A 23862-nucleotide genomic window follows, 5' to 3' on the forward strand; every position below is an offset into this window, starting at 1 on the left:
AATAATCGCAGTGAACGTTCGATGAAACCTTTTGTGATCGGCCGCAAAAATTGGCTTTTTTCCCAAACACCCCGCGGCGCTCAAGCGAGCGCCATCATTTACAGCATTATCGAAACGGCGAAAGAAAATCATCTCCATCCGTTTCCCTATCTAACCTATTTATTTGAGACGCTGCCCCAGCAGCAGGAAGATGCTTCCTTGGATGAATGGCTTCCCTGGTCTACGCAGCTTCCAGAACGCTGCCGCATTCCTGTCCAATCATAGCCCTGTTTTATAAACGACAAATCCCCATCCTTTTATCAAGGTGGGGATTATTTGACGCTTACCTGGTTTACTATGTCCGCAACGTAAAAGTTACGGACAGTTCCCCCGGGCAAAAGGTTCATAATCCTTTCAATAATCCAGTACCCCCCCCGCAAAACAGAAATGGGACACACACGACGGGTCTATCCGACATTCAGGGCATGTAAAACAAGCAAAAATCCAGTATACTGGAGAAAGATATCATCTATAGGAAAAGGAAGATGTGTGTGGAACCATTGCAGATGAACATGGTAAGCGACACAGCTGTACGGGTAATATTCGGAACAGTGATTTCCATGGAGACTCATAAAAACATTAGATCGTTCTGCAGAGAATTGGAGAAACATCCGCAAAAGGGGATACAGGAATGGGTTCCTTCCTATACAGCCGTCACGATTTTTTACGACCCGTTTCTTCTTTCTTTTGACTCCCTTGAAGCCTACATTATGAATGTGTGTGATAGTATAGAACACCACAACCTGCCTGATTCGATGCAGGTGACAATTCCGGTGTGTTATGAGGAAGCGTTCGGCCCTGATTTGAATCAAGTAGCGGTCCATAATCAATTAACACCTGAAGAGGTAATCGAACTCCACACGGAACCGGAATACCTGATTCACATGATGGGATTCCTACCTGGATTTCCATACCTTGGGGGCATGAATGAAAAAATCGCAGCCCCACGTCTGGATGCGCCGCGAATGAAAGTGCCTGCGGGATCTGTCGGAATTGCAGGTTCCCAGACGGGTGTTTATCCGCTGGAGAGTCCCGGTGGATGGAATATCATCGGTAGAACGCCGAAAAAGTTATTTCTTCCACAGGAAACAGATCCGGTACTGCTCGAGGCGGGAATGAGAATAAAGTTTATGCCGGTGACCACAGATGAATTTCTCGAAATGGAAGAAAAGGAGGCGTCGTGTTGAAGAAGATGGTGGATCTGAACAGTGATGTAGGAGAAAGCTTCGGCGCCTACACGCTTGGTAACGACGATGAGGTCCTTACATATGTGACTTCAGCCAATATTGCCTGTGGGTATCATGCCGGAGACCACACAGTGATGGCCCGGACAACTGCTTTAGCGAAACAACACGGAGCAGCTGTCGGAGCTCATCCCGGCTTTCCCGATCTGGGCGGATTTGGACGGCGTTTGATGGAGGTGGACCCTGAAGAAATTTATCATCTGATGGTATACCAGATCGGAGCGCTGCAGGGATTTTGTGAAACGGAAAACATAAATATCCGCCATGTTAAACCACACGGTGCTCTGTACAATCAGGCAGCAGGTGACCCTGATACAGCCGAGGCTGTGGTGGAAGCTGTCAAGCGGATAAACCCCGGTCTTATTTTATTTGCTCCGGCTGGGAGCAAATTAGTGAAGACCGGCCGGCAAAAGTCGCTCACGGTTGCGTCCGAAGTGTTTGCCGACCGGACGTATCAGCCGGACGGATTACTGACGCCCCGTTCTCAACCGGATGCGGTACTGAAGGATCCGGATCAAGCAGCGGAGAGGATTCTGCACATGCTGTCGAGCGGGGAAGTAGAAGCAGTGGACGGAACAAAACTACCGGTGGAAGCAGATACGATTTGTGTGCACGGTGATACACCGGTGGCCCTGCAATTTCTTGACCGCCTGTATCACATGCTGCGGCAGTGTGATGTCACTCTCCAGATACCGGGTGACAGTCAATGAGTGCAGAGGAAGTATGTGTCGTAAAAAAAGCAGGCTTGTTCACGACAATTCAGGACGCAGGACGAACAGGCCGGCAGAAAAAAGGAATTCCACCGGCAGGCGTCATGGATGAGTACGCGTTTGAGACGGCTAATATACTTACCGGAAACGACGGGACCGAGGCCGTACTTGAAGTGACAATGCTGGGACCAGTTCTGCTTTTCACAAAGCCTGCGGTGATTGCTGTGACAGGGGCGGATCTTCAGCCCTCCCTGAACAACAAGCCAGTGGACAATTGGCATTCTTTTCGTGTCAACGACGGGGATGAGCTATCGTTTGCAGGAATGAAAAAAGGGGCCCGTGCCTATATTGCGGTTCAGGGTGGATTTGATGGCGATGAGATCCTTGGCAGCCGTTCTACTTATGTGAAAGCAGGGTTTGGAGGCATGAATGGCAGGGCTCTGGAAAAAGGAGACCGGTTATCGACCGTCCGATCTGTTTCTATGCTGAAGCGTTGCAGCCGCCTGCCCGCGCCGCTTATTCCGGAATACGGCGGAGAAACCGTACTTCGGGTGCTGGAAGGTCCGGAGGCTTCAGCGTTTACGGAAGAATCCCTCGCCGCTTTTTACCATTCAGGTTTTACCGTTTCAAATGAGTCAGACCGAATGGGATGCCGTATGGAAGAAGCTTCCCTTGTGCACCGCGAATCCGCTGATATTCTGTCCGATGCGGTGGATACCGGCACTATTCAGGCCGCCGCGGACGGGAGGCCGATGATTTTAATGGCAGATAGGCAGACGACCGGCGGCTATACACGTCCGGCATCAGTGATTCAGGTGGACCTCCCAAAAGCGGCGCAGCTTGTTCCCGGACAGACCGTTACTTTTAAGAAAGTAACGCTGGAGCATGCGCACGATTTACTCAAAGAGCAGCGCCGCCGGATTGCAGCGCTTCGTCTTGCTTCGAAAAACATGCTGCCCGCGGGTTTATAGGAACATCACAACATGAACAGGAGTGAAGAGAACATGGAAAAAAAGTTTGATACGAAAGCTGTCCATTTTCAAAAGGGAGATGGTGAAAAAAATAAAAGCAAAACCAAACCGATCTATCAGACGTCTTCGTTTGCGTTTCAGGATCTTGAAGATATGGAGTCTTATTTCACAGGGGGGAAAGACCACCTTTATACCCGTTACTCCAATCCGAACACGGATGATTTAGGTAACGGGACAGCGCGGCTCGAAGGTGCTCCTGCAGGGGTGGCAACGTCCTCGGGAATGTCCGCGATCCTGGCCGGGATTCTTACCGCGGTTTCGCCGGGTGAACACATGATTGTCCCGCTCGATCTGTACGGTGGAACGTACCAGCTTTTTCAGCAGGAACTGCAGGAATGGGGATTTCAGGTATCTGTTGTGGATTTCACCGATAAAGAAGCGTTGGAAGCGGCGGTAAAAGAAGATACGCGGCTGCTGTATGCCGAATCCGTCACCAACCCGCTGCTGCGCCGCGAGAACATTGGAGAATTAAACCGGATTGCAGAAAAGCATGATTTAACCTTAATGATTGATAATACATTTCCGTCTCCGTACTTTCTGCAGCCTTATGCAGAGGGAGCGGATCTGGTTATCCACAGCGCGACCAAATACATAGGAGGGCACAGTGATGTGTCCGCCGGTGTGCTTGTTGGGACCGGGGAATTGATAGCCAAAGCGAAAAAAAGGATCATTAATATCGGCGCTAATTTAAGTCCTTTTGAAGCGTGGCTTGCCTGCCGTGGGCTCAAAACCTTAAGTGTAAGAATGGCAAGACAGGGGGGAAACGCGGCGGAACTGGCCGGGTGGTTTCAAAAACACACCAGTGCCGCAGCTGTCTATTATCCGCAGAATCTATCTGAAAAAGGAAACGGGGCCATGGTGAGTGTGGATCTCGGGGAGGCGTATGACGTAAACACTTTCTTTCAATCCCTGGACTGGATCAAAATCGTTCCGACCCTGGCCGGAGTGGAAACGACTGTTTCTTATCCATTGAATACGTCCCACCGTGCGATTCCGGATACCATCCGCCAAAAGCTTGGCATTACCGCCGGCACGGTCCGGATTTCTGTGGGTATTGAAGATAAGGATGATATTATCGCTGCGTTTGCCGCCGCACTGGAGCAGGCAGCACGTTAATGGATCAAAAGCGGCCCCTCCCCTATGGACAAGCCTGTGGGGAGAGGCTTTTTCTATAGGCAGCATGTTATTTTTTGTTCAAATACTGAATAAACTCCTGGTAAATACTGATGTTGTCGGTCAGAAGCATAATCGGCAGAAAAACAAACGTCATCAGCACGAGTACATTAGCCAGCAGTGCCGCACGCAAGTATTTCCAGGTTCTCATGGTGCTACCTCCTTTCCGAATTATGTCGAAATTTTCTTATAATTAATGTAACATTTCTGTAACAATCGGACAAGAAAAATTTTAAAAAAGGTACTTGTCATCCCGGAAAGCATGTGGTATATTATAGAAGTGGCGTTAACAGAGCACATATTAATACATCGCGGGGTGGAGCAGTTCGGTAGCTCGTCGGGCTCATAACCCGGAGGTCGTAGGTTCGAATCCTACCCCCGCAACCAATAATACAAAACGTACAAAAGCCCGTAGAAGGCTTTTTTTTTTATTTATATTGGAAATCAAAGGCGGTGCGTTTTCTTCTGGAATGCGTTACACTGGAAGAAATGATACGTACAAAAGGATGTGCTCGATGCCCAAAGATGAATTTGAATGGATTCAGCAGCATACACCTGAGCGTTACAGTCATCCCGGAGTGATTGAAGGCATTGGCGATGATGCGGCGGTGTATGCAGCAGAAGAAGGTTTTGATGAGATATTATGTGTCGACACGATGGTGGAAGGAGTCCATTTTAAAAAGCAGACGATGAGTGCTTATGATACCGGCTACAAAGCACTGGCCGTAAACATCAGTGATATCGCTGCAATGGGCGGCATCCCTGTTTATTACATCGTCTCCATAGCGGTGCCTTCCTCGTGGACGGATGAGGAACTTCAGAATCTTTACAACGGAATGGGAGAACTGGCTGAAGAGTATCATATGGATATGATCGGCGGGGATACTGTGTCGTCGGATACAGGACTTGTTATCTCTGTCACAGTCCACGGCAGAGTCGAAAAGGGTCGGCATCTTGTACGAAGAAACGCACGTCCTGGTGATATTGTCTTTGTCACAAATCCCACCGGCCGGTCAGCAGCCGGCCTGGAATGGCTTCTCGAGCACGGGCGGGACAGCGCATGTCCACAACCGTTTCAGACATTGACGGCGTACCACCGGAAGCCCCGTCCGAGAGTAAAAGAAGGCAGGGTGATTGCAGGGGTTGCTCCGTCTGCTTCCTTAAACGATATCAGTGACGGACTTGCCAGTGAAGCGAATGAAATCGCGGAAGCCTCCGGTGTACACCTGCAGTTAAACAAACAGGACATACCCGTTGCCGGAGAATTAGAAGAAGGGTTTCCGGAAGATACTTACTGGGACTGGATTTTTTACGGCGGAGAAGATTTTGAACTAATCGGAACGGTCCGTGAAAAAGACTGGCCTCTTCTTAAGCACAGCATGAAGCAGGAAGGCCTCTCTCTTTATGACATCGGGAGAGTGAAAGAAGGAGATTCTCTTGTCACGCTGCTGGACGGGAAGAGGGAGGAGAGACTTCCCAAAAAAGGATACAACCATTTTCAATCATAAAGGCAGGCGAACCTTCATGTCTTATTCACTTACAAGTCATTCCCCGTCAGAGACCATTCAGTTCGGTGAAAGGATCGGTTCTGTGGTACAAAGCGGAGATGTTATTACACTTGATGGGGATCTGGGTGCAGGAAAAACCCATTTCACGAAGGGCCTGGCAGAGGCACTTCAGGTAAAAGAAATCGTGAACAGTCCTACCTTTACCATCATAAAAGAATACAGCGGCACACTGCCTCTATATCACATGGATCTCTACCGTCTGGACGGGGAAGAAGCCGATGAAATCGGTCTGGAAGAGTACCTGGAAGGCGCCGGGGTTTGTGTGGTGGAGTGGGCGGAAAAAATCGGGGAACTTCTCCCTGGCAGCCACCTGCAGATCACGATGGAACGCCGCGGGGAAGAAGAGCGGATCATTCGGTGGATTCCCTTTGGAAAAAGCTTTATTGAACGATGCAAGGAGCTTGAGAATCATGAAGATACTGGCGATTGATACGTCAAGTCATGTCATGGGGACGGCACTTTCCTCAGAAAATGGGATCTTGGCGGAATATATCACGAACTTCAAAAAAAACCATTCTCTTCGTTTAATGCCTGCCATTCATCAAATGATGAAGGAAGTGGATGTGGCACCGGAAGAATTGGATGCAATAGCTGCAGCAAAAGGGCCGGGTTCTTACACGGGTGTTCGGATCGGTGTAACAACCGCCAAAACGATGGCATGGTCCCTCGGCATTCCGGTGTACGGGATATCAAGTTTGATGCAGCTGGCAGCCGGCGGCACCTATTTTCCAGGATGGATCTGTCCGTTTGCAGATGCACGGAGAGGCAGAGTCTATACCGGATTGTACAAGGTTCGACATGGCATTCTTACAACGGAACTTACAGACCAGGTGACTTCCCTTGAGGACTGGCTGGAAAAACTGAAAGAAACGGAGGGGCGTGTACTTTTTTTGAGCAGGGACGCTGAGCAGCACCAGGCGGCCATTGTAGATGTTCTCGGAGAACGTGCTGTATTTGGGACGGATGCTGCGAACCGGCCGCGACCCTCGGAACTTATCAGCCTCACCGCGCAAGTGGAGCCGCAGCCTCCTCATTCGCTTGTTCCTGAATACGCCCAGATGGCAGAGGCAGAAAAGAAATGGTACGCTGCGGAAGAAGGGCGTACCTATGAATAGTACACCCGTCATTCGTTTCATGGAGGAGCGGGATCTGGAGGGTATTCTCAAGGTGGAGCATGACGCCTTTCAGATGCCGTGGACGAAATACGCCTTTTTTAATGAACTGATGAACAATCAGTTTGCTCATTATCTGGTCGTGGAATGGGGCAGCGATATTATCGGCTACTGCGGGGTATGGATCATTATCGATGAAGCCCATATCACAAATATTGCCATTCACTCGGCTTACCGGGGTTACAAACTCGGAGAACTCCTCATGAAAAATGTGCTCGATATGGCGCATGCCTACGGAGCGGTGACGATGACACTTGAAGTAAGGGTGAGCAATCTCATTGCCCAGTCCCTGTATAAAAAACTCGGATTCCAGCCGGGCGGCATCAGGAAAAATTACTATGTCGACAATAAAGAAGACGCTTTGGTAATGTGGGTGAATATAGATGACTACAAATTCAACTGAATCGGAACGGCTGCTTGCGATTGAAACAAGCTGTGACGAAACAGCGGCAGCGGTGGTACAGGGCGGAAATATAGTGCTCTCGAATGTCGTGGCATCGCAGATTGACAGCCACAAACGGTTTGGAGGTGTGGTGCCGGAGATTGCTTCCCGCCACCATACCGAAACGATAACGATGATTATAGAAGAAGCACTGAAAGAGGCTGGTCTCACTTTTTCCGAGATCGACGGTATTGCCGTGACAGAGGGACCGGGTCTTGTTGGAGCGCTCCTGGTTGGAGTGAATGCCGCCAAAGCAGCTGCTTTTGCCCGTGGACTTCCTCTTGTCCCAGTTCATCACATCGCCGGTCACATTCAGGCGGCACGGCTTGAACGGGAATGGCATTATCCAGCGCTTGCGCTTGTCGTGTCCGGTGGTCATACCGACCTTGTGCTGCTGCGCGGGGAAGGGGAATATGAAGTTATCGGCCGCACCCGCGATGATGCAGCCGGGGAAGCCTATGACAAAGTAGCTCGAACGCTCGGACTTCCTTACCCGGGAGGCCCTCATGTGGACCAACTCGCCTCCACCGGAAAAGCGGATATACCACTCCCTGTTGCATGGCTTGAAGAAGACTCGTTTGATTTCAGTTTCAGCGGTTTGAAGTCAGCAGTTCTCAACACCGTCCACAATGCAGAGCAGCGCGGGGAAACATTATCCACAGCTGACGTCGCCGCAAGCTTTCAGGCAAGCGTAATCGAAGTACTTGTGGAAAAGACAAAACGCGCGGCAGAAGAATACGGGGTAAAGCAGGTCGTGCTTGCCGGAGGCGTCGCAGCCAATCAGGGGCTGCGCGCGGCGATGGAAGACGCTTTCAAGGAAAGCCCTGCGGAATTGACAATCCCCCCTTTCCGGTACTGTACCGACAATGCGGCGATGATAGGAGCAGCCGCCCACATTCAGTGGAAAAAAGGAATCACTGCCGGATGGGATTTAAACGGTGTACCAGGCTTGGCCTTATATTAAGGTCAGGCTTTTTTTATGGTTCTGCCTTGAAGTATTGGAGCTATGAAGACAAAAGCCGGGGGCTGGTATTTCTGGTGTCTGGGATGATCCGGGAAAAGTTCCGGTTTTCGGACAGTTTGAAGTTTCGATGACACGTGAATTGGTCGGTAGAACAGCTCCAGAAGCAGTTAGTGTTCCAAAGCAGCCGGTAAATGGCCGCTGGCAGCTTCCGGCCGCCATTCGTTACGTATTTCTCCGCGGGAATGGTCCACAGGCACTATCTATCGACCGTTTCTTCCCGGGTTTTATCAAATAATGGCCGTTGCAGCACGTGACTGCCGACGATGAAAAGAATCTGCGAGCTTTTATCTGCATACAGTAAAGATTGTTGAGACTGTGTAAAAATCATCTTGTGGATATTGGGGATAAATACGTGGAAAACTAATAAATCAGGGGTAAGAAGTGTGAATAGCAAAAATGTGCATAAGTGTAGTGAATTTGTGTATAAGTTCATAAAACACAGGCACATAAGCATTTGTATGTTGATAACTTTGTTGATAGTGTGGATGAATCCAGGAGGAAGGACATGGAAAGAGACGTTGCACGATTGCATGATATAACAAGAAAACAAGGATTGTGGATTTTTATTCTTGGTGTGATATTCTCTTTGTTGTGTGTTCCGCTGCACGAGGCCCAGGCAGAAGAAAAGCATGCTGTACTGGTTCTCGTCCCCGGCTTGTCGATGGAAGATTATTTTCTGCTTCTTGAGGATAAGAAGCTGGCGGAAGGGGCTGTCGTTGGGGCGCTGAACCGGGTTACAGCCGGGCCGGACTCTCCTGTGGATGAAATGTTGACCCTTAGTGCCGGGGCGCGTGCTGAAACGAGTCAGGTTTCGCTGGGTGACTGGATGAAGGGGGCGTCGGAGGGAGAGGTTTTTTCCTATCATCTTCCCGGATTTGCAGCGATCCATGCGGAGAATGAGAAGAGCGGGTACAGTACCGCTCCAGGGACGCTTTCGGAGACGCTGCGCGCAGAAGGTGCTGTCGTTCGGTTTGCCGGACATAGTGACAGGGGGGGACAGAGGCAGAGTTATGCCCCTTTTTTAACAACGGATTTTCAGGGCAGGGCTTACGGCAGCCGTCGTGCGGTTGTGGATAAAGACAGCTCCGCTCCCGGAGGCTGGAGAATGAATCCACAGAAAACACAGGGCTGGGTGGATAACATCCAGCGTCACGTGTCCTCGAGCCTGACGGTGGTGGAATGGGGGGATATCAGCCGGTTTGAGAAAGAAGGACGAAGTGTTTTTAGCAGCAGTCCCCTTCCAGCGCTGGCACGGGTTCTCCGTGAGATGAAACAACGGAAACAACCTCTGTTTCTTATGGGAGCTGATGCCCCCACAGACGACATGATTCCATTTGCGATGTGGACAGAGGATTATGCTGCGCCGGCGAACAGGCTTTTTTCCACATCGACCGGCCAGCCTTATCTTGGAAGCAGTGTGGATGCGGCTTCTGCGCTGGCTGCAGTGTTTTCCGAAGGAGCGGATCCGCCGCTGACTGCCGGTGAAACGGCAGATCTTCAGGAAACACGCGAGGAACTGCGGGGGATGCAGACGATTCATGATACGCGGGCGCCCGTGCTTTCCACCTACATTTCTATCCTGATCCTGCTGCTTGCCGCCGCCTTTCTTTATGAAAAAAAAGAAAAATCCGTCCCGCCGTGGTGGATGCATGCCGCTGTATCAACCGGAATCGCCTCGCCGATTGCTTTTGTTGTAATTCCGTCTCTTGTCGGCCGGCCTGTGGATAACGCTGCCCTTTATACAGGAAGCGTGACAGCTGCTGCTCTTGTGATAGGTGCTGTCGTCTCTATTTTGGCCCGTCAGAAGGCTCCGCTCCTCCTTTCCATCCTGTTGACCGTGCTGTTAAGCATCGATCTTCTAAACGGCGCCTATGCCATCCAGCGGTCTTATCTCGGGTATGACCCATTGATCGGTGCCCGGTACGGCGGCATCGGCAACGAGCTCGGCGGCTTTTTTACCGCTGCGGCCATCGTCTGTCTGGAACCGGTGCTGCGGCACAGGAAAAAGGCGGTCCTTCCGCTGCTTCTCGTTTTTTTGATTATCACCGGAAGTTCAGCTCTTGGGAAAAACGCCGGCGTGACAATCGCGTCCGGCCTGATGTTTGGCACCCTTTGGACAAAGGAGTTCCAACACGCCGGCTGGAAAAAAGTATTGGCGGCTGTATCCGGGGGAATGCTTTTTTTAGGTGTGCTGCTCTGGGGACTTTCGTTCACCGGCGGTCCTTCCCACATCGGTGCGGCGTTCCAGCAGCTGCTGCAGGGAGAGTGGGAGGAGCTGCGCGCGCTTTTCGTTCGAAAGGTGGAGATGAATATCAAGATTATCTTTCATTCCAACTGGACGAAACTGCTGATTACAAGTTACGCGATCGCCGCTTTTTATTTGCTGATTGAAAAAAAGACGAGGATGCAGCCGTCCCAGCAGATGGTGATAAAAGCAGGCGCCGCCGGTTCTATTTTCCTGCTGCTTTTGAACGATTCCGGGGCAGTCGCCGCTGCGACCTCGATGTTTTATCTTCTCTGCGTGCGGTACGCGTGGAACATGGAACACCGTTTCGCCGATAAAACCAGAGCATCCGCCAGTCCACGGATCAACCGAAAAAAGCCACTATGAACAAATCATAGCGGCTGGCCGTTCAGGCTTCATCCGAGCTGCAGGGCTTCCCATTGTTCCATATACGAATCAAGCTGCTCTTTCGCATCATGGACCTGCTTCTGCATTTCGGCTGCTTTTTCGTGATCTTCGTACACATCAGGCGACAACATTTCTTCTTCGAGCTGCTCAATTTTTGTTTCGAGCGCTTCAATCTGCTGTTCAGTATCTTCAATGTCCCGCTGCCGTTTTCGCTCCTGTTTCTTAGCCTCTTTGTCTTCCAGAAACGCTTTCTTGTCTTCCCCGGGAGCTCCGGTCTGGGTGCCGGGCGCAGCCGGCTGTTCCTGGGCACGAAGTTCGGCGCGCTGGCGTTCTTCATCCTTTTTCATCAAGTAGTAATCGTAGTCGCCGGGATATTCTTGAAGCCCGGACTGATCCAATTCGACAATCTTGGAAGCCATCCGGTTGAGAAAGTAACGGTCGTGGGACACAAAGATCAGCGTACCCGGGTAGTTCATCAATGCGGCTTCGAGAACTTCCTTGCTGTCGAGGTCGAGATGGTTTGTCGGCTCGTCAAAAATCAGCAGGTTCGCCTTTTTCATCATTAACTTGCTGAGTGCGAGCCGTGATTTTTCTCCGCCGCTCAGGTTGGAAACGGACTTGAGCACATCTTCACCGGTGAAAAGAAAGTTCCCAAGAACGGTGCGGATTTCCCGTTCTGTTTTGAGTGGATACTCGTCCCACAGCTCGTGAAGCACGTCTTTGCCCGTATCAAGATCGCCCTGCTCCTGGTCGTAGTAGCCCACAGATACTTTGCTGCCGTACTGCACAGTGCCTGAAGCCGGGGTTATACGTCCGGCAATCGCTTTAAGGAGCGTCGTTTTGCCGATGCCGTTCGGCCCGATCAGCGCAATGCTTTCCTGCCTTTTGACAGAAAGCGTTAAGTCCCGGATGACAGGGTTGTCCTCTTCATAAAACACATTCAGATCATAAATATTCAGCACTTCATTGCCGCTCTGCCGGTCGATATCAAAAGAAAAGCGGGCTGATTTTTCATCTCCCAGCGGTTTCTCCTTGATCTCCATCTTTTCGAGTTTTTTGCGGCGGCTCTGCGCCCGTTTGGAGGTGGAGTCGCGGGCAATATTTCTAGCTACAAAGTCTTCGAGTTCGGCAATTTCTTTCTGCTGTTTTTCGTATTCTCTCATTTCCTGTTCGTAAAGCTCGTCTTTTTTCTCCAGATACCGGCTGTAATTGCCATAAAACAGCCGGGCTTCCGATCGTGACATTTCATAGACTTTGGAGACAATATTGTCGAGAAAATATCGGTCGTGCGAAACAATCAGCACTGCTCCCTCGTAGTTGGACAAAAAGTTCTCCAGCCAGCGGAGCGTATCAATATCAAGGTGGTTTGTCGGTTCGTCAAGAATGAGCACTTCAGGTTTGGAGAGCAGCAGTTTACCAAGAGCCAGTCTTGTCTTCTGACCACCGCTTAACGTCGTAATTGGTGTGCTGTAATCAAATTGATCGAACTTCAGCCCTGCCAGAATCCCGCGGATGTCCGCTTCATACTGATAACCGCCGCGTTCCTGAAAATCATACTGAAGATTGTCGTACTCGTTCAGGGTTTTCTCGTATTTCTGTTCGTCATTGTACACATCCGGGTCAGCCATAGCATTCTCAAGGCCGCGAAGCTGTTTTTCCATTGCCCGCAGTTCGTCAAAAACAGAGAGCATTTCATCCCAGATTGTGCGGGCGGAATCAAGACCGGTGTGCTGATCGAGATAGCCGATTCTTGTTCCTTTTGGTGTGGTGACTTCTCCTTCATCGTAGGAAAGCTCACCGGCGATGATTTTCAGAAGGGTCGATTTGCCGGAGCCGTTACGGCCGATGAGGGCCGCTCTTTCATTCTTTTTGATTTCGAGCTTAATCCCATCAAGAATGGTTTCAACCCCGTAAGATTTCGTTATATTCGCGCATTGCAGCACAATCATTATCGTTCATCCTTTTATTCAAAACTTCTCCTACCTCAGTGTATCGTATTTTTGGAGCAAACGCGAAACAGAGAATAGGTATCAAGCATGAAAAAGCCCGGGGAAAATGCTTTCTCCTATTACAAATTACCGTTTTTTCGTGTAGAATGAAAGAAAGCGCAGATGGCTTCGGTATGCTGTCTTAAGCAGGACAGTTTTTTCGATATGACGACAGCACAGCTTATCATGTTATACTGTAAAGAAACATGTAAGGAAAAGTTGGAGGCTGCCATGAACATAGACCAGCAGAAGATACCGCAGGCAACCGCCAAACGGCTGCCTCTTTATTACAGGTTTCTTGAAAACCTTTATCATTCGGGGAAGCAGAGGGTTTCCTCCACAGAACTAAGCGATGCGGTCAAAGTGGATTCGGCCACGATACGAAGGGATTTTTCCTACTTCGGAGCACTTGGCAAAAAGGGCTACGGTTACAATGTACAGTATCTGCTTTCCTTTTTCCGTAAGACGCTGGATCAGGATGAAGTGACCAAAGTATTTCTTGTTGGGGTAGGAAACCTTGGCACAGCGCTTTTGAAATACAATTTTACAAAAAGCGACAACACACAGATTGTCAACGCCTTTGATGTCAATCCAGATATGATCGGACAGGATATCAGCGGGGTTGAAATATATCACATGAATGACCTCCCGGACGTGAAAAAGAAACGGGACGCTTCGATTGCGATTCTCACGGTCCCGGCTCCGGCTGCCCAGGAAACCGCAGAACAGTTGGTGGAGGCAGGAATTACCGGTATTTTGAATTTCACTCCGGAACGTTTGACAGTACCGGAAACCGTGCGGGTTCATCATATTGATTTGTCGGTGGAACTTCAGACATTGGTGTACTTTCTGAAAAATTATCCTTTATAGCACATGCAGGGGGTGTTTTGAAAATGAATCTGGGTCCTATAAGCATTGGACTGATTGTTCTTGCCGCGCTTTTGATTTTCGGACCGAAAAAACTTCCGGAACTCGGAAAAGCCGCGGGTAATACGCTGCGTGAATTCAAAAGCGCAACCAAAGGACTTGCTGATGACGTGGAAGAAGACGAGAAAAAGAAAAACCGGCAGCAGTCAACGGATGAATCCGATAAGTAAAGAGTAGGACGGGACAGGCATGGCGCAGAATGAAATGACTTTATATGATCATATTGGAGAACTGCGGAAACGTATTATCATCTCAGCGGTCTATTTACTGGCGGCATTCATCGCCGGTCTTATTATCGCGCCGGGTGTTATAACGTATCTGCAGAACATCCCGGAAGCCGAGAGTTTCCCGATGAACGTGTTTAAATTGACCGATCCAATCAAGCTTTACATGAACTTTGCGTTTTTCATCGGGGTGATTCTCGTTTTTCCTGTCCTCTTGTATCAGTTGTGGGCGTTTGTATCACCGGGTCTGATGGAAAAGGAGAGAAAAGTAACGCTCTCCTACATACCTATAGCTACCGTTTTGTTTCTTGGAGGACTTGCTTTTGCGTATTTTGTTCTTTTTCCAAATGTGATTCGGTTTTTGAGCAGTCTGTCCGAGAGACTGAATTTAACGGAGCAGTACGGGGCCAATGAATATTTCAGCTTTTTGTTTCAGCTGACGATACCGTTTGGTTTTTTGTTTCAGCTGCCTGTCGTTGTCATGTTTTTGACCAGGCTCGGCCTGATTACGCCGGCATGGCTTCGTCACATACGGAAATATGCCTATTTTGTACTGCTTGTCATAGCCGGCTTTATTACCCCGCCGGATATAGTCTCCCATCTGATGGTAACGCTGCCGCTCTTTCTGCTGTACGAAGGAAGTGTTATCATTTCCCGGTTTTCCTACAAAAAAGCCCTGCAGGCAGAGCAGGAGCAAGCCGGACAGGACAAATAAAACAGGAGCGCAGTCCATTGGACTGCGCTCCTGTTTTTGTTTGTATGAGGTCTGGTGTGATGTTTGTGGTTCAGCTGCCGGATCCGCTTTGCCTGCCGGCGCGCAAAAAGCGGAGGCCCATCAGAACATCCAGAGCTGCGAGGCCTGCGTACAGAAACGTCAGGAAATTCCATGAATGGTTGTTCACATGAAGGACGGCAAAGCAGATGAAAGCAGCGGCAAGTCCGAAATAGAAAAGCCCCATCATGGTTGTGCCGCCCCTCATAAAAAGAATCCTCCCAGAATCAGGTTCACCTGTTCCATCTGCTGCTGCAGTTCCCGGATCTGATCAGCAAACAGGACCTGTACAATAATGGCATAACTGTTCATTGCCACGTGCGCGATAATCGGCACGAGAATCCTGCCTGTTTTCACATACAGGTAGGAGAAAGCGAACCCGACTGCGGTGTAAATCAACACGTGCGTAATGTCAAAATGCACGAGAGAGAAGATAATGGCACTCAGCAGCGCAGCGATGATAAAGTTAAAACGTCTGTAAAAGGAACCGAAAAGGACCTTTCGGAACACGAGTTCTTCCAGGATCGGCCCGATGACGGCGACAAGCAGGGCAAATACAGGAAATCTTTTCACCATGGATAGAATCTGCTGTGTATTCTCGGAGCCAGGCTCGATACCGACAGCCGTTTCAATCAGAATCGCCGCATATTGGGCAGCAAATACGAGGAATATCCCGAGAACGGCCCACAAAGCTGCATGTCCGCCCGATGTTTTTCTGAGCTTTGGATGGCGGTCGGTCTGCCGCTCGGGTAGAAGGATGAAGAGCATCGCAATCAGCGCCGCGGCAAAGCTGATAAGACTCCATATGACGGAACTTTCCCGAGGTCCGAATCCGAGGGAAAACAAAATAGGTGCACCGATAAAACCGGACAGCTGCATCAGTATGTAAACGATGAGAATCCACCAATAACGTATCGTCAAACTTGTTCCACTCCTCTTTATCGTTTGAATAATACAATGTATACGTACGTATTGTATCATAATGCACAGGAAGAAGGGGCAGGAAAGGGTTGTGATGAAATGATGAAAAGAAGTGTTTCACCTCCTTGCGAAAACGGGTAGTTTTTAAGAGGAAGGGGCCGCGCGGCATCAAGCCGGCGGGTCGGACTGGAGAAAAAATGAAAAAATTTCAGGCTTGCCCCTTGCAAAATGGAAGCGGATTGATTATCATAAGAATTGGTGTTAGCACTCGACTAACAAGAGTGCTAATAAGCACGAAATATGTCGGTTCCCCGCCTTACAGGCCGGGATGCCGAGCCAATACTAAAGGAGGGTGTTTACCTTGTTAAAGCCTCTTGGTGACCGCATTGTGATTGAACAAATTGAACAGGAAGAAACAACAAAAAGCGGGATTGTCCTTCCGGATTCCGCCCAGGAAAAACCGCAGGAAGGCAAAGTAGTCGCTGTCGGAAACGGCCGTGCGGCGGATAACGGTGAACGGATTGCTCCGGAAGTCAGTGAAGGAAACATGGTCATTTTCTCCAAATTCGCCGGCACAGAAGTAACGTATGAAGGAAATGACTACCTCATTCTCCGCGAAAGCGATGTTCTTGCTGTTATCGGTTAATAAATAGGGGATCATCCCCTACATACTCTCATTTACAGGAGGTCGAAACGATGGCAAAAGATATTAAATTCCGTGAAGACGCGCGCCAGACTATGCTCGACGGCGTGAACGAACTGGCGAATGCTGTAAAAGTAACGCTTGGACCAAAAGGACGCAATGTTGTTCTTGAAAAGAAATACGGGTCCCCGCTTATCACAAACGACGGGGTGACCATTGCTAAAGAAATCGAGCTTGAGGATAACTTTGAAAACATGGGCGCCCAGCTCGTAAGCGAAGTGGCCAGCAAGACAAACGACCTGGCCGGCGACGGTACTACAACCGCGACTGTTCTTGCTCAGGCAATGATTAAGGAAGGTCTGAAAAACGTAACGTCCGGTGCGAACCCGATGGGAATCCGTTACGGTATTGAAGAAGCGACCAAAACAGCTATTGAAGAGCTGCGCAAAGTCTCCAAGCCGATCGAAGGAAGCGAAGCAATTTCGCAGGTGGCTTCGGTTTCTGCTTCCAGTGATGAAGTCGGTGAGATTATTTCTGAAGCGATGGGACGCGTCGGCAACGACGGTGTCATCACGGTAGAAGAATCCCGCGGCCTTGAAACAGAACTTGAGGTTGTGGAAGGTATGCAGTTCGACCGCGGCTATGCTTCCCCTTACATGGTGACAGACTCCGATAAAATGACCGCTGAACTGGACAATCCGTACATTCTTATCACAGATAAGAAAATTACGAATATCCAGGAAGTTCTTCCGCTTCTTGAGCAGGTTGTGCAGCAGAACAAACCGATCCTGATCATCGCAGAAGACGTGGAAGGCGAAGCACTTGCAACCCTCGTTGTGAACAAACTGCGCGGGACATTTAACGCGGTAGCCGTGAAGGCACCAGGATTCGGCGACCGCCGTAAAGCAATGCTCGAAGATATCGCACTGCTCACAGGCGGCCAGGTTATTACCGAAGACATCGGCCTTGACCTGAAGAATGCTACCATCGATCAGCTCGGTAAAGCCGGCAAAATCGTCATCAACAAAGATGACACCACTATTGTAGAAGGCGAAGGCAATCCGGGAGAAATCACCAACCGCGTGAACCAGCTGAAAGCACAGATCGAAGAAACAACATCCGACTTCGACCGTGAAAAGCTGCAGGAACGCCTCGCTAAGCTTGCCGGTGGTGTCGCTGTCGTGAAAGTCGGCGCAGCGTCTGAAACCGAAATGAAAGAACGCAAGCTCCGCATCGAAGACGCTCTCAACTCCACACGCGCAGCTGTTGAGGAAGGCATCGTCTCCGGCGGCGGTACCGCCCTCATGAACGTCCATGAAGCGGTCAAGAAGCTGGAAGACGCAAGAGAAGGTGACGAAGCAACAGGTGTCAGCATCGTGCTCCGCGCCCTTGAAGAGCCGCTCCGTCAGATTGCGCACAACGCGGGCCTCGAAGGTTCCGTTGTTGTGGAGCGCATGAAGAGCGAAGCTGTCGGCAACGGCTTCAACGCCCTCACCGGCGAATGGGTCAACATGATTGACGCCGGCGTAGTCGATCCGACAAAAGTGGTCCGTTCCGCGCTGCAAAACGCATCTTCGGTATCCGCAATGTTCCTCACTACCGAGGCTGTCATTGCTGATAAACCAGGCGAAGACGAAGGCGGCGGTGCTGCCGGCGGCGGCATGCCTGACATGGGCGGAATGGGAGGCATGGGCGGCATGATGTAATCCGCCCTCCCAAATACGGATGTGACGGGGTTTATACCCTGTCACATCTTTTTTATGGTTTAAAAAATCACAAAAAAATAACATAAATATTTGTTCTTGGTTTTCTCTACTGATTTACTGATACCATTGCTTTCATAACTTGTTATTTTTGCCTTACTTTTTTCCAGAGAATAATAAAGAGCAGGGAAAATCCCTGCTCTTTATTTGCTATGTACTTTTACTTCTTCAATGATTTCTTTTTCGATTCGCTCATTTTTTTCGTGCATTCCCTGCCAGGCAAAAAAGATGTCGATCAAATTCCAGATGAACAGCGTCAGCCATCCAAGAAGCAGCATAGCTACAGCACGTCCGGTAGGGCCTATATAAAATCGATGAGCCGCAAACGTACTAAGGAAAAACCATAAAAGAATGAGAATAAGAGGGCTTTTCTTTCTTTTTTCAAATTCACTCGCCACAATGGATTGTTGTTCGCTGGTAAGATCCTGCTTTAATGCTACATTACTCATGCATCACACCTCCTTTTAATAAGGTATTGTCATTCTACCATGTTTTCCATGTTCTTACTATTAATTTTTGAAAAAGGGACTGACTCAACGTTCGTGGATTGAACCAGATAGATAGGCTCTGATGATAGTAAACCATCAATCCATTTTAATTGAGAATTTTTATCAATTATTATATACTGTAAATGACAGAACATACAATGAAACAAGGAGAGTCTATGATGCAGATATACTGGACGAAAATAAATCATATTATCGAAGAAACATCGGAAGTGAAGACGTTCATGCTCGACTGCCCGGAGGACTTCACATGGGAGGAAGGCGCACACACCCATTTTGCCCTGGAGGGTTTTAATGCCGGAGAACAGCCAAACCGCGCCCTGATCCGCCACATGTCCATCTCTACGTTACCGCACGAGCATTCCATCGGAATCACAACACGTATTAGAGAGCAGTGCTCCGAGTTCAAAACGATATTGAGAAACCTAGAGATCGGCAGTGACGTTGCCATATTCAAAACGCATTCGAATGTACCGCTGAAAAGAGAAGATAAAAATGTGTATCTATTGTCATCAGGAGTCGGGCTGGCAACGTTCAGGCCGCTTGTACTGGATTATTTCGAACGCCCTGACAACGTCGGTCACATGCATTCTTTGAACATTGATTCATCGGATGATTTCTTGTTCTCTGATATTTTCACATCCGCCCCTGACAAGACATTCACCTCTCAGTTTGTCGATAATCGCGGCGACTACTACGAGCAGGTGAAAGCTCTTGCGGCAGACAAAGAGGGAGTCTTCTATGTTGTCGGCAGTGACGAATTCCTCCTGCAGAACATTAACGTACTGCGTGAGAAGGGCATCCACCCGGAACAGATCATGCTCGACAAGCATGAAAACCAACGAGCTGAGTTTTTATCGCAGGATGTGTCCATGTAAGCGGAAATCTCATGTAAAAAGGGCGTGCATGTAGAAATTGTCCATTTCTGCGTGCACGCCCTTTTTATGTTATTGTAATGGAAGTATGCTTGCAGGCTGATACAACAGTATGATTCAAACAGGTTGGTGTGTCACATATGGAGGTGGATGACCATGCAGATGAAGCGTTTTGAAGATAAGGTAGCATTGGTAACAGGCGGTCGTTCGGGAATCGGTCGTGCCATAGCCCGTCGTCTTCGTGACGAGGGAGCAGTCGTGATTACCGCACAGCGCGGCCAAGATGAGGAATTTGAATCGATTCAGGCTGATTTCTCGGATCCGCGTACACCGGAGCGGCTTGTGGAAGAAGTAGCTGCCGGTAAAGGTCGGCTTGATGTGCTTGTCAATAACTCGGGAATGATGCAGGAAGCGTCTATCGAAGAGACGACTATAGAGGAATGGCAGCGTAACATCAGTATCAATCTGACAGCGCCTTTTCTGCTGATCCGCGCGGCACTCCCGCATCTTCGTCAGACGAAAGGAAGCATCGTCAATACCGGATCAACAGAAGGTATTGCTGCCAATCCCCGGCATGCGGCGTACTGCACCTCAAAGGCCGGTCTTCATGGGCTGACCCGTTCGGTGGCGGTGGATCACGGCCATGAAGGCATCCGCTGCAATGCGGTGGCGCCCGGCTGGATCGACACCGAGCTGAATCAGGAAATGATCGAGAACTCAGATGATGCAGAGGCTTTCCGTGACGATATCGCCCGTATTCACCCTGTCGGCCGCACCGGTTCCCCGGAAGAAGTGGCAGCGCTCACCGCGTTTCTCGCAGCAGATGAAGCTGGATTTATCACAGGACAGGTGTACACCGTGGACGGCGGTAGAACAACCCAGCTGAGTCTTCCTTGACTAAAGGCTTTTCCGTCTGTCCGGTATCCTCTTTGTTCATGACAGGATCAAACGTAGAATCGTTAAAACGTAAGTGTGATTGAACCATGCTTACGTTTTACTTCTCAACATCTTCTCCACTGTTTCTATGAACCTTTCTCACCTTTGTTTCCCAACCTGTAAAATAATAAAATGTATACACGATATGAAATATTTTATGAGGTATTTGACTTAAAAGTAACGACAGTAACTATAATGTATAATAATAAGCAGAAGTGAGAAGAAAAAGGAGTTTCATCAATGTTCTAAGAACAAAACGGGATTAGTGAAGAAGAGAGGAATGCGTTGATACGAAGTATGAAGCGACTAATTTTATGCAAAAGGAGCTTATGGCATGATAAAAAAATCTTTCGTTGTTCTAGTGTGTCTGCTTCTCTTTACCGTTGTCGTTTCCCCGGTATCCGCCCAGGATATATGGAAGTGGAAAGCACCGAAAGAATCGTATGAAAAAGTGACAGAAAATATCAAGGAGTGGACAAGAGACCGTGACATACAACAAACATTCCAGGAGTGGACAGCGGATCTTGAGTCCTTTTTAAACAGTGTGGAATGGCAGTACCCGGACGAAACACAAACGGAAGAAGGAGAGCCGGAACAAAGTTCCCAGGGTAAGGAGCCTTCTGTTTCAAAAGAATCGATTAAGGACTATGAACCGGGCGAATTTGAGCGGGAGGTGTTAACGCTCGTCAATGAAGAGCGGACAAAACGGGAACTGGAACCTCTGAAGATGCATAACCGGCTTAGTGGTCTCGCTGATGTCAAATCACAGGACATGGCTGAAAATGACTATTTCAGTCACACGTCCCCAACGTACGGCTCCCCTTTTGATATGTTAAAAGCCTTTGATTTCACTTACCGCGCAGCGGGGGAAAATATAGCTGCAGGGCAGCGTTCACCTGAACAAGTCGTGGAAGGGTGGATGAACAGTGAAGGTCACCGCGCCAACATTCTTCATAAGGATTTCACACATATGGGAGTAGGTTATGTGGAAGGATCAGGGCCGTACCAAACGTATTGGACTCAATTGTTCATGACACCGCGCTGAAAACAGAACGGACCCAGCGAAACGAGACAAGAAAAGACACTTCCATGCAGATTTTTACTCTGCGAAGTGCCTTTTTTTAACATAGATCACATGCATACATCCGTCCATGCGGCCAAAACGCCTGTTTTATATCGTCTAAACGTAATCATGAATGGTTCATGATTACGTTTTTGTCTGCTCCGCGTGCTGTAAACGTCACTATAAACTTTTCATAACGACGTTTTCAGCATAAACAAGCTGTCAAACGTAACCAACACCCCGCCGGTCATTTTACGGCCGGCTTCCAGTAGTCTATAATGAAGGGTCAGGAAAGACATGTAGATAGGAAGTGCGTATGAGTAAACGGAAGAATCATGGATATAAAAAGTCAGGAAAAAAGCCAAATGCTACGAATAAACCGTCCGGCGGGAAGCGTCCGGCCCCAGGTGGCAGTCCGCCGAAGGCCAAAGGAACGGGCGGGAAGAAGCCTGTGATCGCGGAGGTCACCTGTTCCGGGTTAACGAGTGAGGGAAAAGGCATCATCCAGTGGGAAGGAAAGAACCTGGAGGTGGAGCACCTTCTACCCGGGGAAACAGCGGAAGTCGCTGTTTCAACGAAGGGGCGGCATACGACGACAGAACTAAAGCGGGTCACCCAGCCTTCAAGCGACCGCGTGGAACCGCCGTGTGTTTATTTCTACGAGTGCGGCGGCTGTCAGCTGCAGCATATGACCAACCAGGCGCAGGCGGGATTCAAGCAGAAAACCGTGGATGCCTTGATGAAACCGTTCGGGAAACCGCAAGCCATGCTGACGATGGAGCATCCGTATGCGTACCGCAACAAGAGCCACACAACGTTTGGGATGAACAGAGACCGGCAGATCATCGGCGGCCTGTACGCCCGGAACTCACATGAGATTATCCCGATGGACCGCTGTCTTATTCACGATCCGAAAGCCGACGAGATTGCCGGAACCATTAAAGGCATCATGAAATCCACGAAACTGCGGCCGTATAACGAGGATACCGGCGATGGTTTCCTGCGCCATGTGCTGATAAAAGTCGGGAAGACGAGCGGAGAGATTATGGTGGTACTCGTTGCCGCATCATCTGTCTTTCCGGGAAAAAATAATTTCGTCAAAGCGCTGCGCAAAGCCCATCCGGAGATCACCACGCTTGTTCATAATGTGAACAATAAAGACACGAGCATGGTACTCGGGGACGAGGAAAAAGTATTGTTCGGCCCGGGGACGATCACGGATACGCTGGGCGGGATGGAGTTTGTGATCTCGGCGAAATCGTTCTATCAGGTCAATCCGGTTCAGACGGAGAAATTGTATGATAAAGCGATGGAAATGGCAGATTTGACCGGAAAAGAAACCGTAATCGATGCCTACTGCGGTGTTGGCACGATCGGTCTGATTGCCGCCAAAACGGCCGGCCGGGTCACCGGTGTGGAGCTGAATAGCGATGCCGTCCGCGACGCCATCCGCAATGCCAAGCGAAACGGCGTGAAAAACGCCCGGTTCTATCAGGGCGACGCGGGAAAGTTCATGGTCGACATGGCAGAGCGTGGAGAGAATGCCGATGTCGTGATGATGGATCCTCCGCGGAAAGGAAGCGATGAAGCCTTTTTATCGAGTGTGGTAAAGCTGCAGCCGGAGCGGATCGTATATGTCTCCTGCAACCCGGAAACGCAGGTCCGTGACCTTGAATATCTGGAGAAAAACGGGTACAACGTAGAAGAAATACAGCCGGTGGACATGTTTCCGCAGACCGTGCATGTTGAAGCCGTTACTAAATTAGTGCGTAAAAAGAAAGCAGGTATCCAGTAAAGGATCCCTGCTTTCTTTTTCAATGATCTAGTCTGTTGGATGAAGGAAGTATGCTTACACTATAAGGATTCAGGCCTTTTTTGTCGAATAATAGTACTCGCGCGTATGCGTCAAGTTTTTCTCGGTAGCTCTGAAAGACGGCGGCTTCCAGCCCTTTATCGTTGTACACCGTGAATCTCCTACCGCGCTCCGCTTGGTGGCCTCGTTGTATGGCCAGTTTTCTGGCGAAAACAGGCCATACAACGAGGTCTACGAAAGGCTTTTGACCATGTGCCCCATCGCTGTGGAATGAGCGGTGTGCAGCGCTATGGTTCCGGATGTCACTCCGTTGGATTCGCGAACCGGATCTCGAAGAATGTCGGTCATTCGCACCATGCGGGCCCATTGGCGCTGTTGTCTCACCGATCGTGGCTG

The 23862-nt window shown here is 49.5% G+C and carries 26 protein-coding genes and 1 tRNA gene; 22 read left to right on the forward strand and 5 right to left on the reverse strand.

Annotated elements, in window-relative coordinates:
* The 5 genes from BM058_RS15870 to BM058_RS15890 all read left to right on the forward strand — a co-directional run.
* On the forward strand, positions 1 to 264 hold a 264-nt coding region (locus tag BM058_RS15870), incomplete at its 5' end, for a transposase domain-containing protein (protein ID WP_143083051.1).
* Between the two features lie 266 nt (positions 265 to 530).
* Positions 531 to 1226 carry a 5-oxoprolinase subunit PxpB gene (gene pxpB, locus BM058_RS15875; protein ID WP_245737048.1) on the forward strand — a complete coding sequence of 232 codons (696 nt, stop codon included), beginning with the start codon at positions 531 to 533 and terminating at the stop codon, positions 1224 to 1226.
* Positions 1227 to 1231: 5 nt separating this feature from the next.
* A complete protein-coding gene (locus BM058_RS15880; protein WP_090928330.1) occupies positions 1232 to 1993 on the forward strand; it encodes a LamB/YcsF family protein in 762 nt (253 codons plus the stop codon).
* A complete protein-coding gene (locus tag BM058_RS15885; RefSeq protein WP_090928288.1) occupies positions 1990 to 2964 on the forward strand; it encodes a 5-oxoprolinase subunit C family protein in 975 nt (324 codons plus the stop codon). Before BM058_RS15880 ends, BM058_RS15885 begins: the two co-directional genes overlap by 4 nt.
* A gap of 33 nt (positions 2965 to 2997) precedes the next feature.
* A complete protein-coding gene (locus BM058_RS15890; RefSeq protein ID WP_090928290.1) occupies positions 2998 to 4140 on the forward strand; it encodes a trans-sulfuration enzyme family protein in 1143 nt (380 codons plus the stop codon).
* Positions 4141 to 4207: 67 nt separating this feature from the next.
* On the opposite strand, the gene BM058_RS18390 is transcribed toward BM058_RS15890, so the two are convergent.
* Positions 4208 to 4348, reverse strand: a complete 141-nt coding sequence (locus tag BM058_RS18390) for a hypothetical protein (RefSeq protein WP_177195593.1) — start codon at positions 4346 to 4348, stop codon at positions 4208 to 4210.
* A 159-nt stretch (positions 4349 to 4507) separates the two neighbouring features.
* Between BM058_RS18390 and BM058_RS15895 the strand changes: the two genes are divergently transcribed.
* The 8 genes from BM058_RS15895 (at position 4508) to BM058_RS15925 (ending at position 11014) form a co-directional block, all read left to right on the forward strand.
* Positions 4508 to 4584: transfer RNA gene (locus BM058_RS15895), tRNA-Met, on the forward strand.
* 128 nt (positions 4585 to 4712) lie between these two features.
* The gene (thiL, locus tag BM058_RS15900) at positions 4713 to 5705 is read left to right on the forward strand and encodes a thiamine-phosphate kinase (protein ID WP_177195594.1); all 993 of its coding nucleotides are present in this window, start codon (positions 4713 to 4715) and stop codon (positions 5703 to 5705) included.
* Positions 5706 to 5721: 16 nt separating this feature from the next.
* A complete protein-coding gene (tsaE, locus tag BM058_RS15905; protein WP_090928294.1) occupies positions 5722 to 6195 on the forward strand; it encodes a tRNA (adenosine(37)-N6)-threonylcarbamoyltransferase complex ATPase subunit type 1 TsaE in 474 nt (157 codons plus the stop codon).
* Positions 6176 to 6880 carry a tRNA (adenosine(37)-N6)-threonylcarbamoyltransferase complex dimerization subunit type 1 TsaB gene (gene tsaB, locus BM058_RS15910; protein WP_090928296.1) on the forward strand — a complete coding sequence of 235 codons (705 nt, stop codon included), beginning with the start codon at positions 6176 to 6178 and terminating at the stop codon, positions 6878 to 6880. Before tsaE ends, tsaB begins: the two co-directional genes overlap by 20 nt.
* A complete protein-coding gene (rimI, locus tag BM058_RS15915) occupies positions 6873 to 7340 on the forward strand; it encodes a ribosomal protein S18-alanine N-acetyltransferase (protein ID WP_090928298.1) in 468 nt (155 codons plus the stop codon). Before tsaB ends, rimI begins: the two co-directional genes overlap by 8 nt.
* On the forward strand, positions 7321 to 8343 hold the full coding sequence (gene tsaD / locus BM058_RS15920; protein WP_090928300.1) for a tRNA (adenosine(37)-N6)-threonylcarbamoyltransferase complex transferase subunit TsaD: 1023 nt from the start codon (positions 7321 to 7323) through the stop codon (positions 8341 to 8343). The genes rimI and tsaD overlap by 20 nt, the downstream gene beginning before the upstream one ends.
* Before the next feature lie 127 nt (positions 8344 to 8470).
* Positions 8471 to 8638, forward strand: a complete 168-nt coding sequence (locus BM058_RS18395) for a hypothetical protein (protein ID WP_177195595.1) — start codon at positions 8471 to 8473, stop codon at positions 8636 to 8638.
* Between the two features lie 270 nt (positions 8639 to 8908).
* Positions 8909 to 11014 carry a hypothetical protein gene (locus BM058_RS15925; RefSeq protein WP_090928302.1) on the forward strand — a complete coding sequence of 702 codons (2106 nt, stop codon included), beginning with the start codon at positions 8909 to 8911 and terminating at the stop codon, positions 11012 to 11014.
* A gap of 29 nt (positions 11015 to 11043) precedes the next feature.
* On the opposite strand, the gene BM058_RS15930 is transcribed toward BM058_RS15925, so the two are convergent.
* Complete coding sequence (locus tag BM058_RS15930) at positions 11044 to 12984, reverse strand: ABC transporter ATP-binding protein (protein ID WP_090928304.1); 1941 nt, start codon at positions 12982 to 12984, stop codon at positions 11044 to 11046.
* Positions 12985 to 13254: 270 nt separating this feature from the next.
* On the opposite strand from BM058_RS15930, the gene BM058_RS15935 reads away from it, so the two are divergent.
* From BM058_RS15935 to tatC, 3 genes are read left to right on the forward strand one after another with little or no spacing between them, the layout of a single operon-like run.
* On the forward strand, positions 13255 to 13893 hold the full coding sequence (locus BM058_RS15935; protein ID WP_090928332.1) for a redox-sensing transcriptional repressor Rex: 639 nt from the start codon (positions 13255 to 13257) through the stop codon (positions 13891 to 13893).
* 23 nt (positions 13894 to 13916) lie between these two features.
* The gene (locus BM058_RS15940; protein WP_090928306.1) at positions 13917 to 14120 is read left to right on the forward strand and encodes a twin-arginine translocase TatA/TatE family subunit; all 204 of its coding nucleotides are present in this window, start codon (positions 13917 to 13919) and stop codon (positions 14118 to 14120) included.
* Between the two features lie 19 nt (positions 14121 to 14139).
* Positions 14140 to 14889 (forward strand): twin-arginine translocase subunit TatC, encoded by a 750-nt coding sequence (gene tatC, locus BM058_RS15945; RefSeq protein ID WP_090928308.1) that lies wholly within the window; start codon positions 14140 to 14142, stop codon positions 14887 to 14889.
* A gap of 70 nt (positions 14890 to 14959) precedes the next feature.
* Here tatC and BM058_RS15950 read toward each other — a convergent pair whose 3' ends face one another.
* The gene (locus BM058_RS15950; RefSeq protein WP_090928310.1) at positions 14960 to 15154 is read right to left on the reverse strand and encodes a DUF4305 domain-containing protein; all 195 of its coding nucleotides are present in this window, start codon (positions 15152 to 15154) and stop codon (positions 14960 to 14962) included.
* Positions 15151 to 15867 (reverse strand): CPBP family intramembrane glutamic endopeptidase, encoded by a 717-nt coding sequence (locus tag BM058_RS15955; RefSeq protein ID WP_090928312.1) that lies wholly within the window; start codon positions 15865 to 15867, stop codon positions 15151 to 15153. Before BM058_RS15955 ends, BM058_RS15950 begins: the two co-directional genes overlap by 4 nt.
* A gap of 361 nt (positions 15868 to 16228) precedes the next feature.
* On the opposite strand from BM058_RS15955, the gene groES reads away from it, so the two are divergent.
* Positions 16229 to 16513, forward strand: coding sequence for a co-chaperone GroES (gene groES / locus BM058_RS15960; RefSeq protein ID WP_090928314.1), 285 nt, complete (start codon positions 16229 to 16231; stop codon positions 16511 to 16513).
* Positions 16514 to 16563: 50 nt separating this feature from the next.
* Positions 16564 to 18216, forward strand: a complete 1653-nt coding sequence (groL, locus tag BM058_RS15965; RefSeq protein WP_090928316.1) for a chaperonin GroEL — start codon at positions 16564 to 16566, stop codon at positions 18214 to 18216.
* A 200-nt stretch (positions 18217 to 18416) separates the two neighbouring features.
* On the opposite strand, the gene BM058_RS15970 is transcribed toward groL, so the two are convergent.
* A complete protein-coding gene (locus tag BM058_RS15970; protein ID WP_090928318.1) occupies positions 18417 to 18722 on the reverse strand; it encodes an NINE protein in 306 nt (101 codons plus the stop codon).
* 218 nt (positions 18723 to 18940) lie between these two features.
* On the opposite strand from BM058_RS15970, the gene BM058_RS15975 reads away from it, so the two are divergent.
* From BM058_RS15975 to rlmD, 4 genes are all read left to right on the forward strand, one after another.
* Positions 18941 to 19657, forward strand: coding sequence for a dihydropteridine reductase (locus BM058_RS15975; RefSeq protein WP_090928320.1), 717 nt, complete (start codon positions 18941 to 18943; stop codon positions 19655 to 19657).
* Positions 19658 to 19810: 153 nt separating this feature from the next.
* Positions 19811 to 20551, forward strand: coding sequence for an SDR family NAD(P)-dependent oxidoreductase (locus BM058_RS15980; RefSeq protein WP_245737050.1), 741 nt, complete (start codon positions 19811 to 19813; stop codon positions 20549 to 20551).
* Between the two features lie 373 nt (positions 20552 to 20924).
* Positions 20925 to 21635: a CAP domain-containing protein gene (locus BM058_RS15985; RefSeq protein ID WP_090928322.1), complete on the forward strand. Its 711-nt coding sequence runs from the start codon at positions 20925 to 20927 to the stop codon at positions 21633 to 21635.
* A gap of 334 nt (positions 21636 to 21969) precedes the next feature.
* The gene (gene rlmD / locus BM058_RS15990; RefSeq protein ID WP_090928323.1) at positions 21970 to 23448 is read left to right on the forward strand and encodes a 23S rRNA (uracil(1939)-C(5))-methyltransferase RlmD; all 1479 of its coding nucleotides are present in this window, start codon (positions 21970 to 21972) and stop codon (positions 23446 to 23448) included.
* Positions 23449 to 23862: the final 414 nt, after the last annotated feature.

The organism is Salibacterium qingdaonense (genome assembly GCF_900114715.1).
GTDB classification, from domain to species: Bacteria; Bacillota; Bacilli; order Bacillales; family Marinococcaceae; genus Salibacterium; species Salibacterium qingdaonense.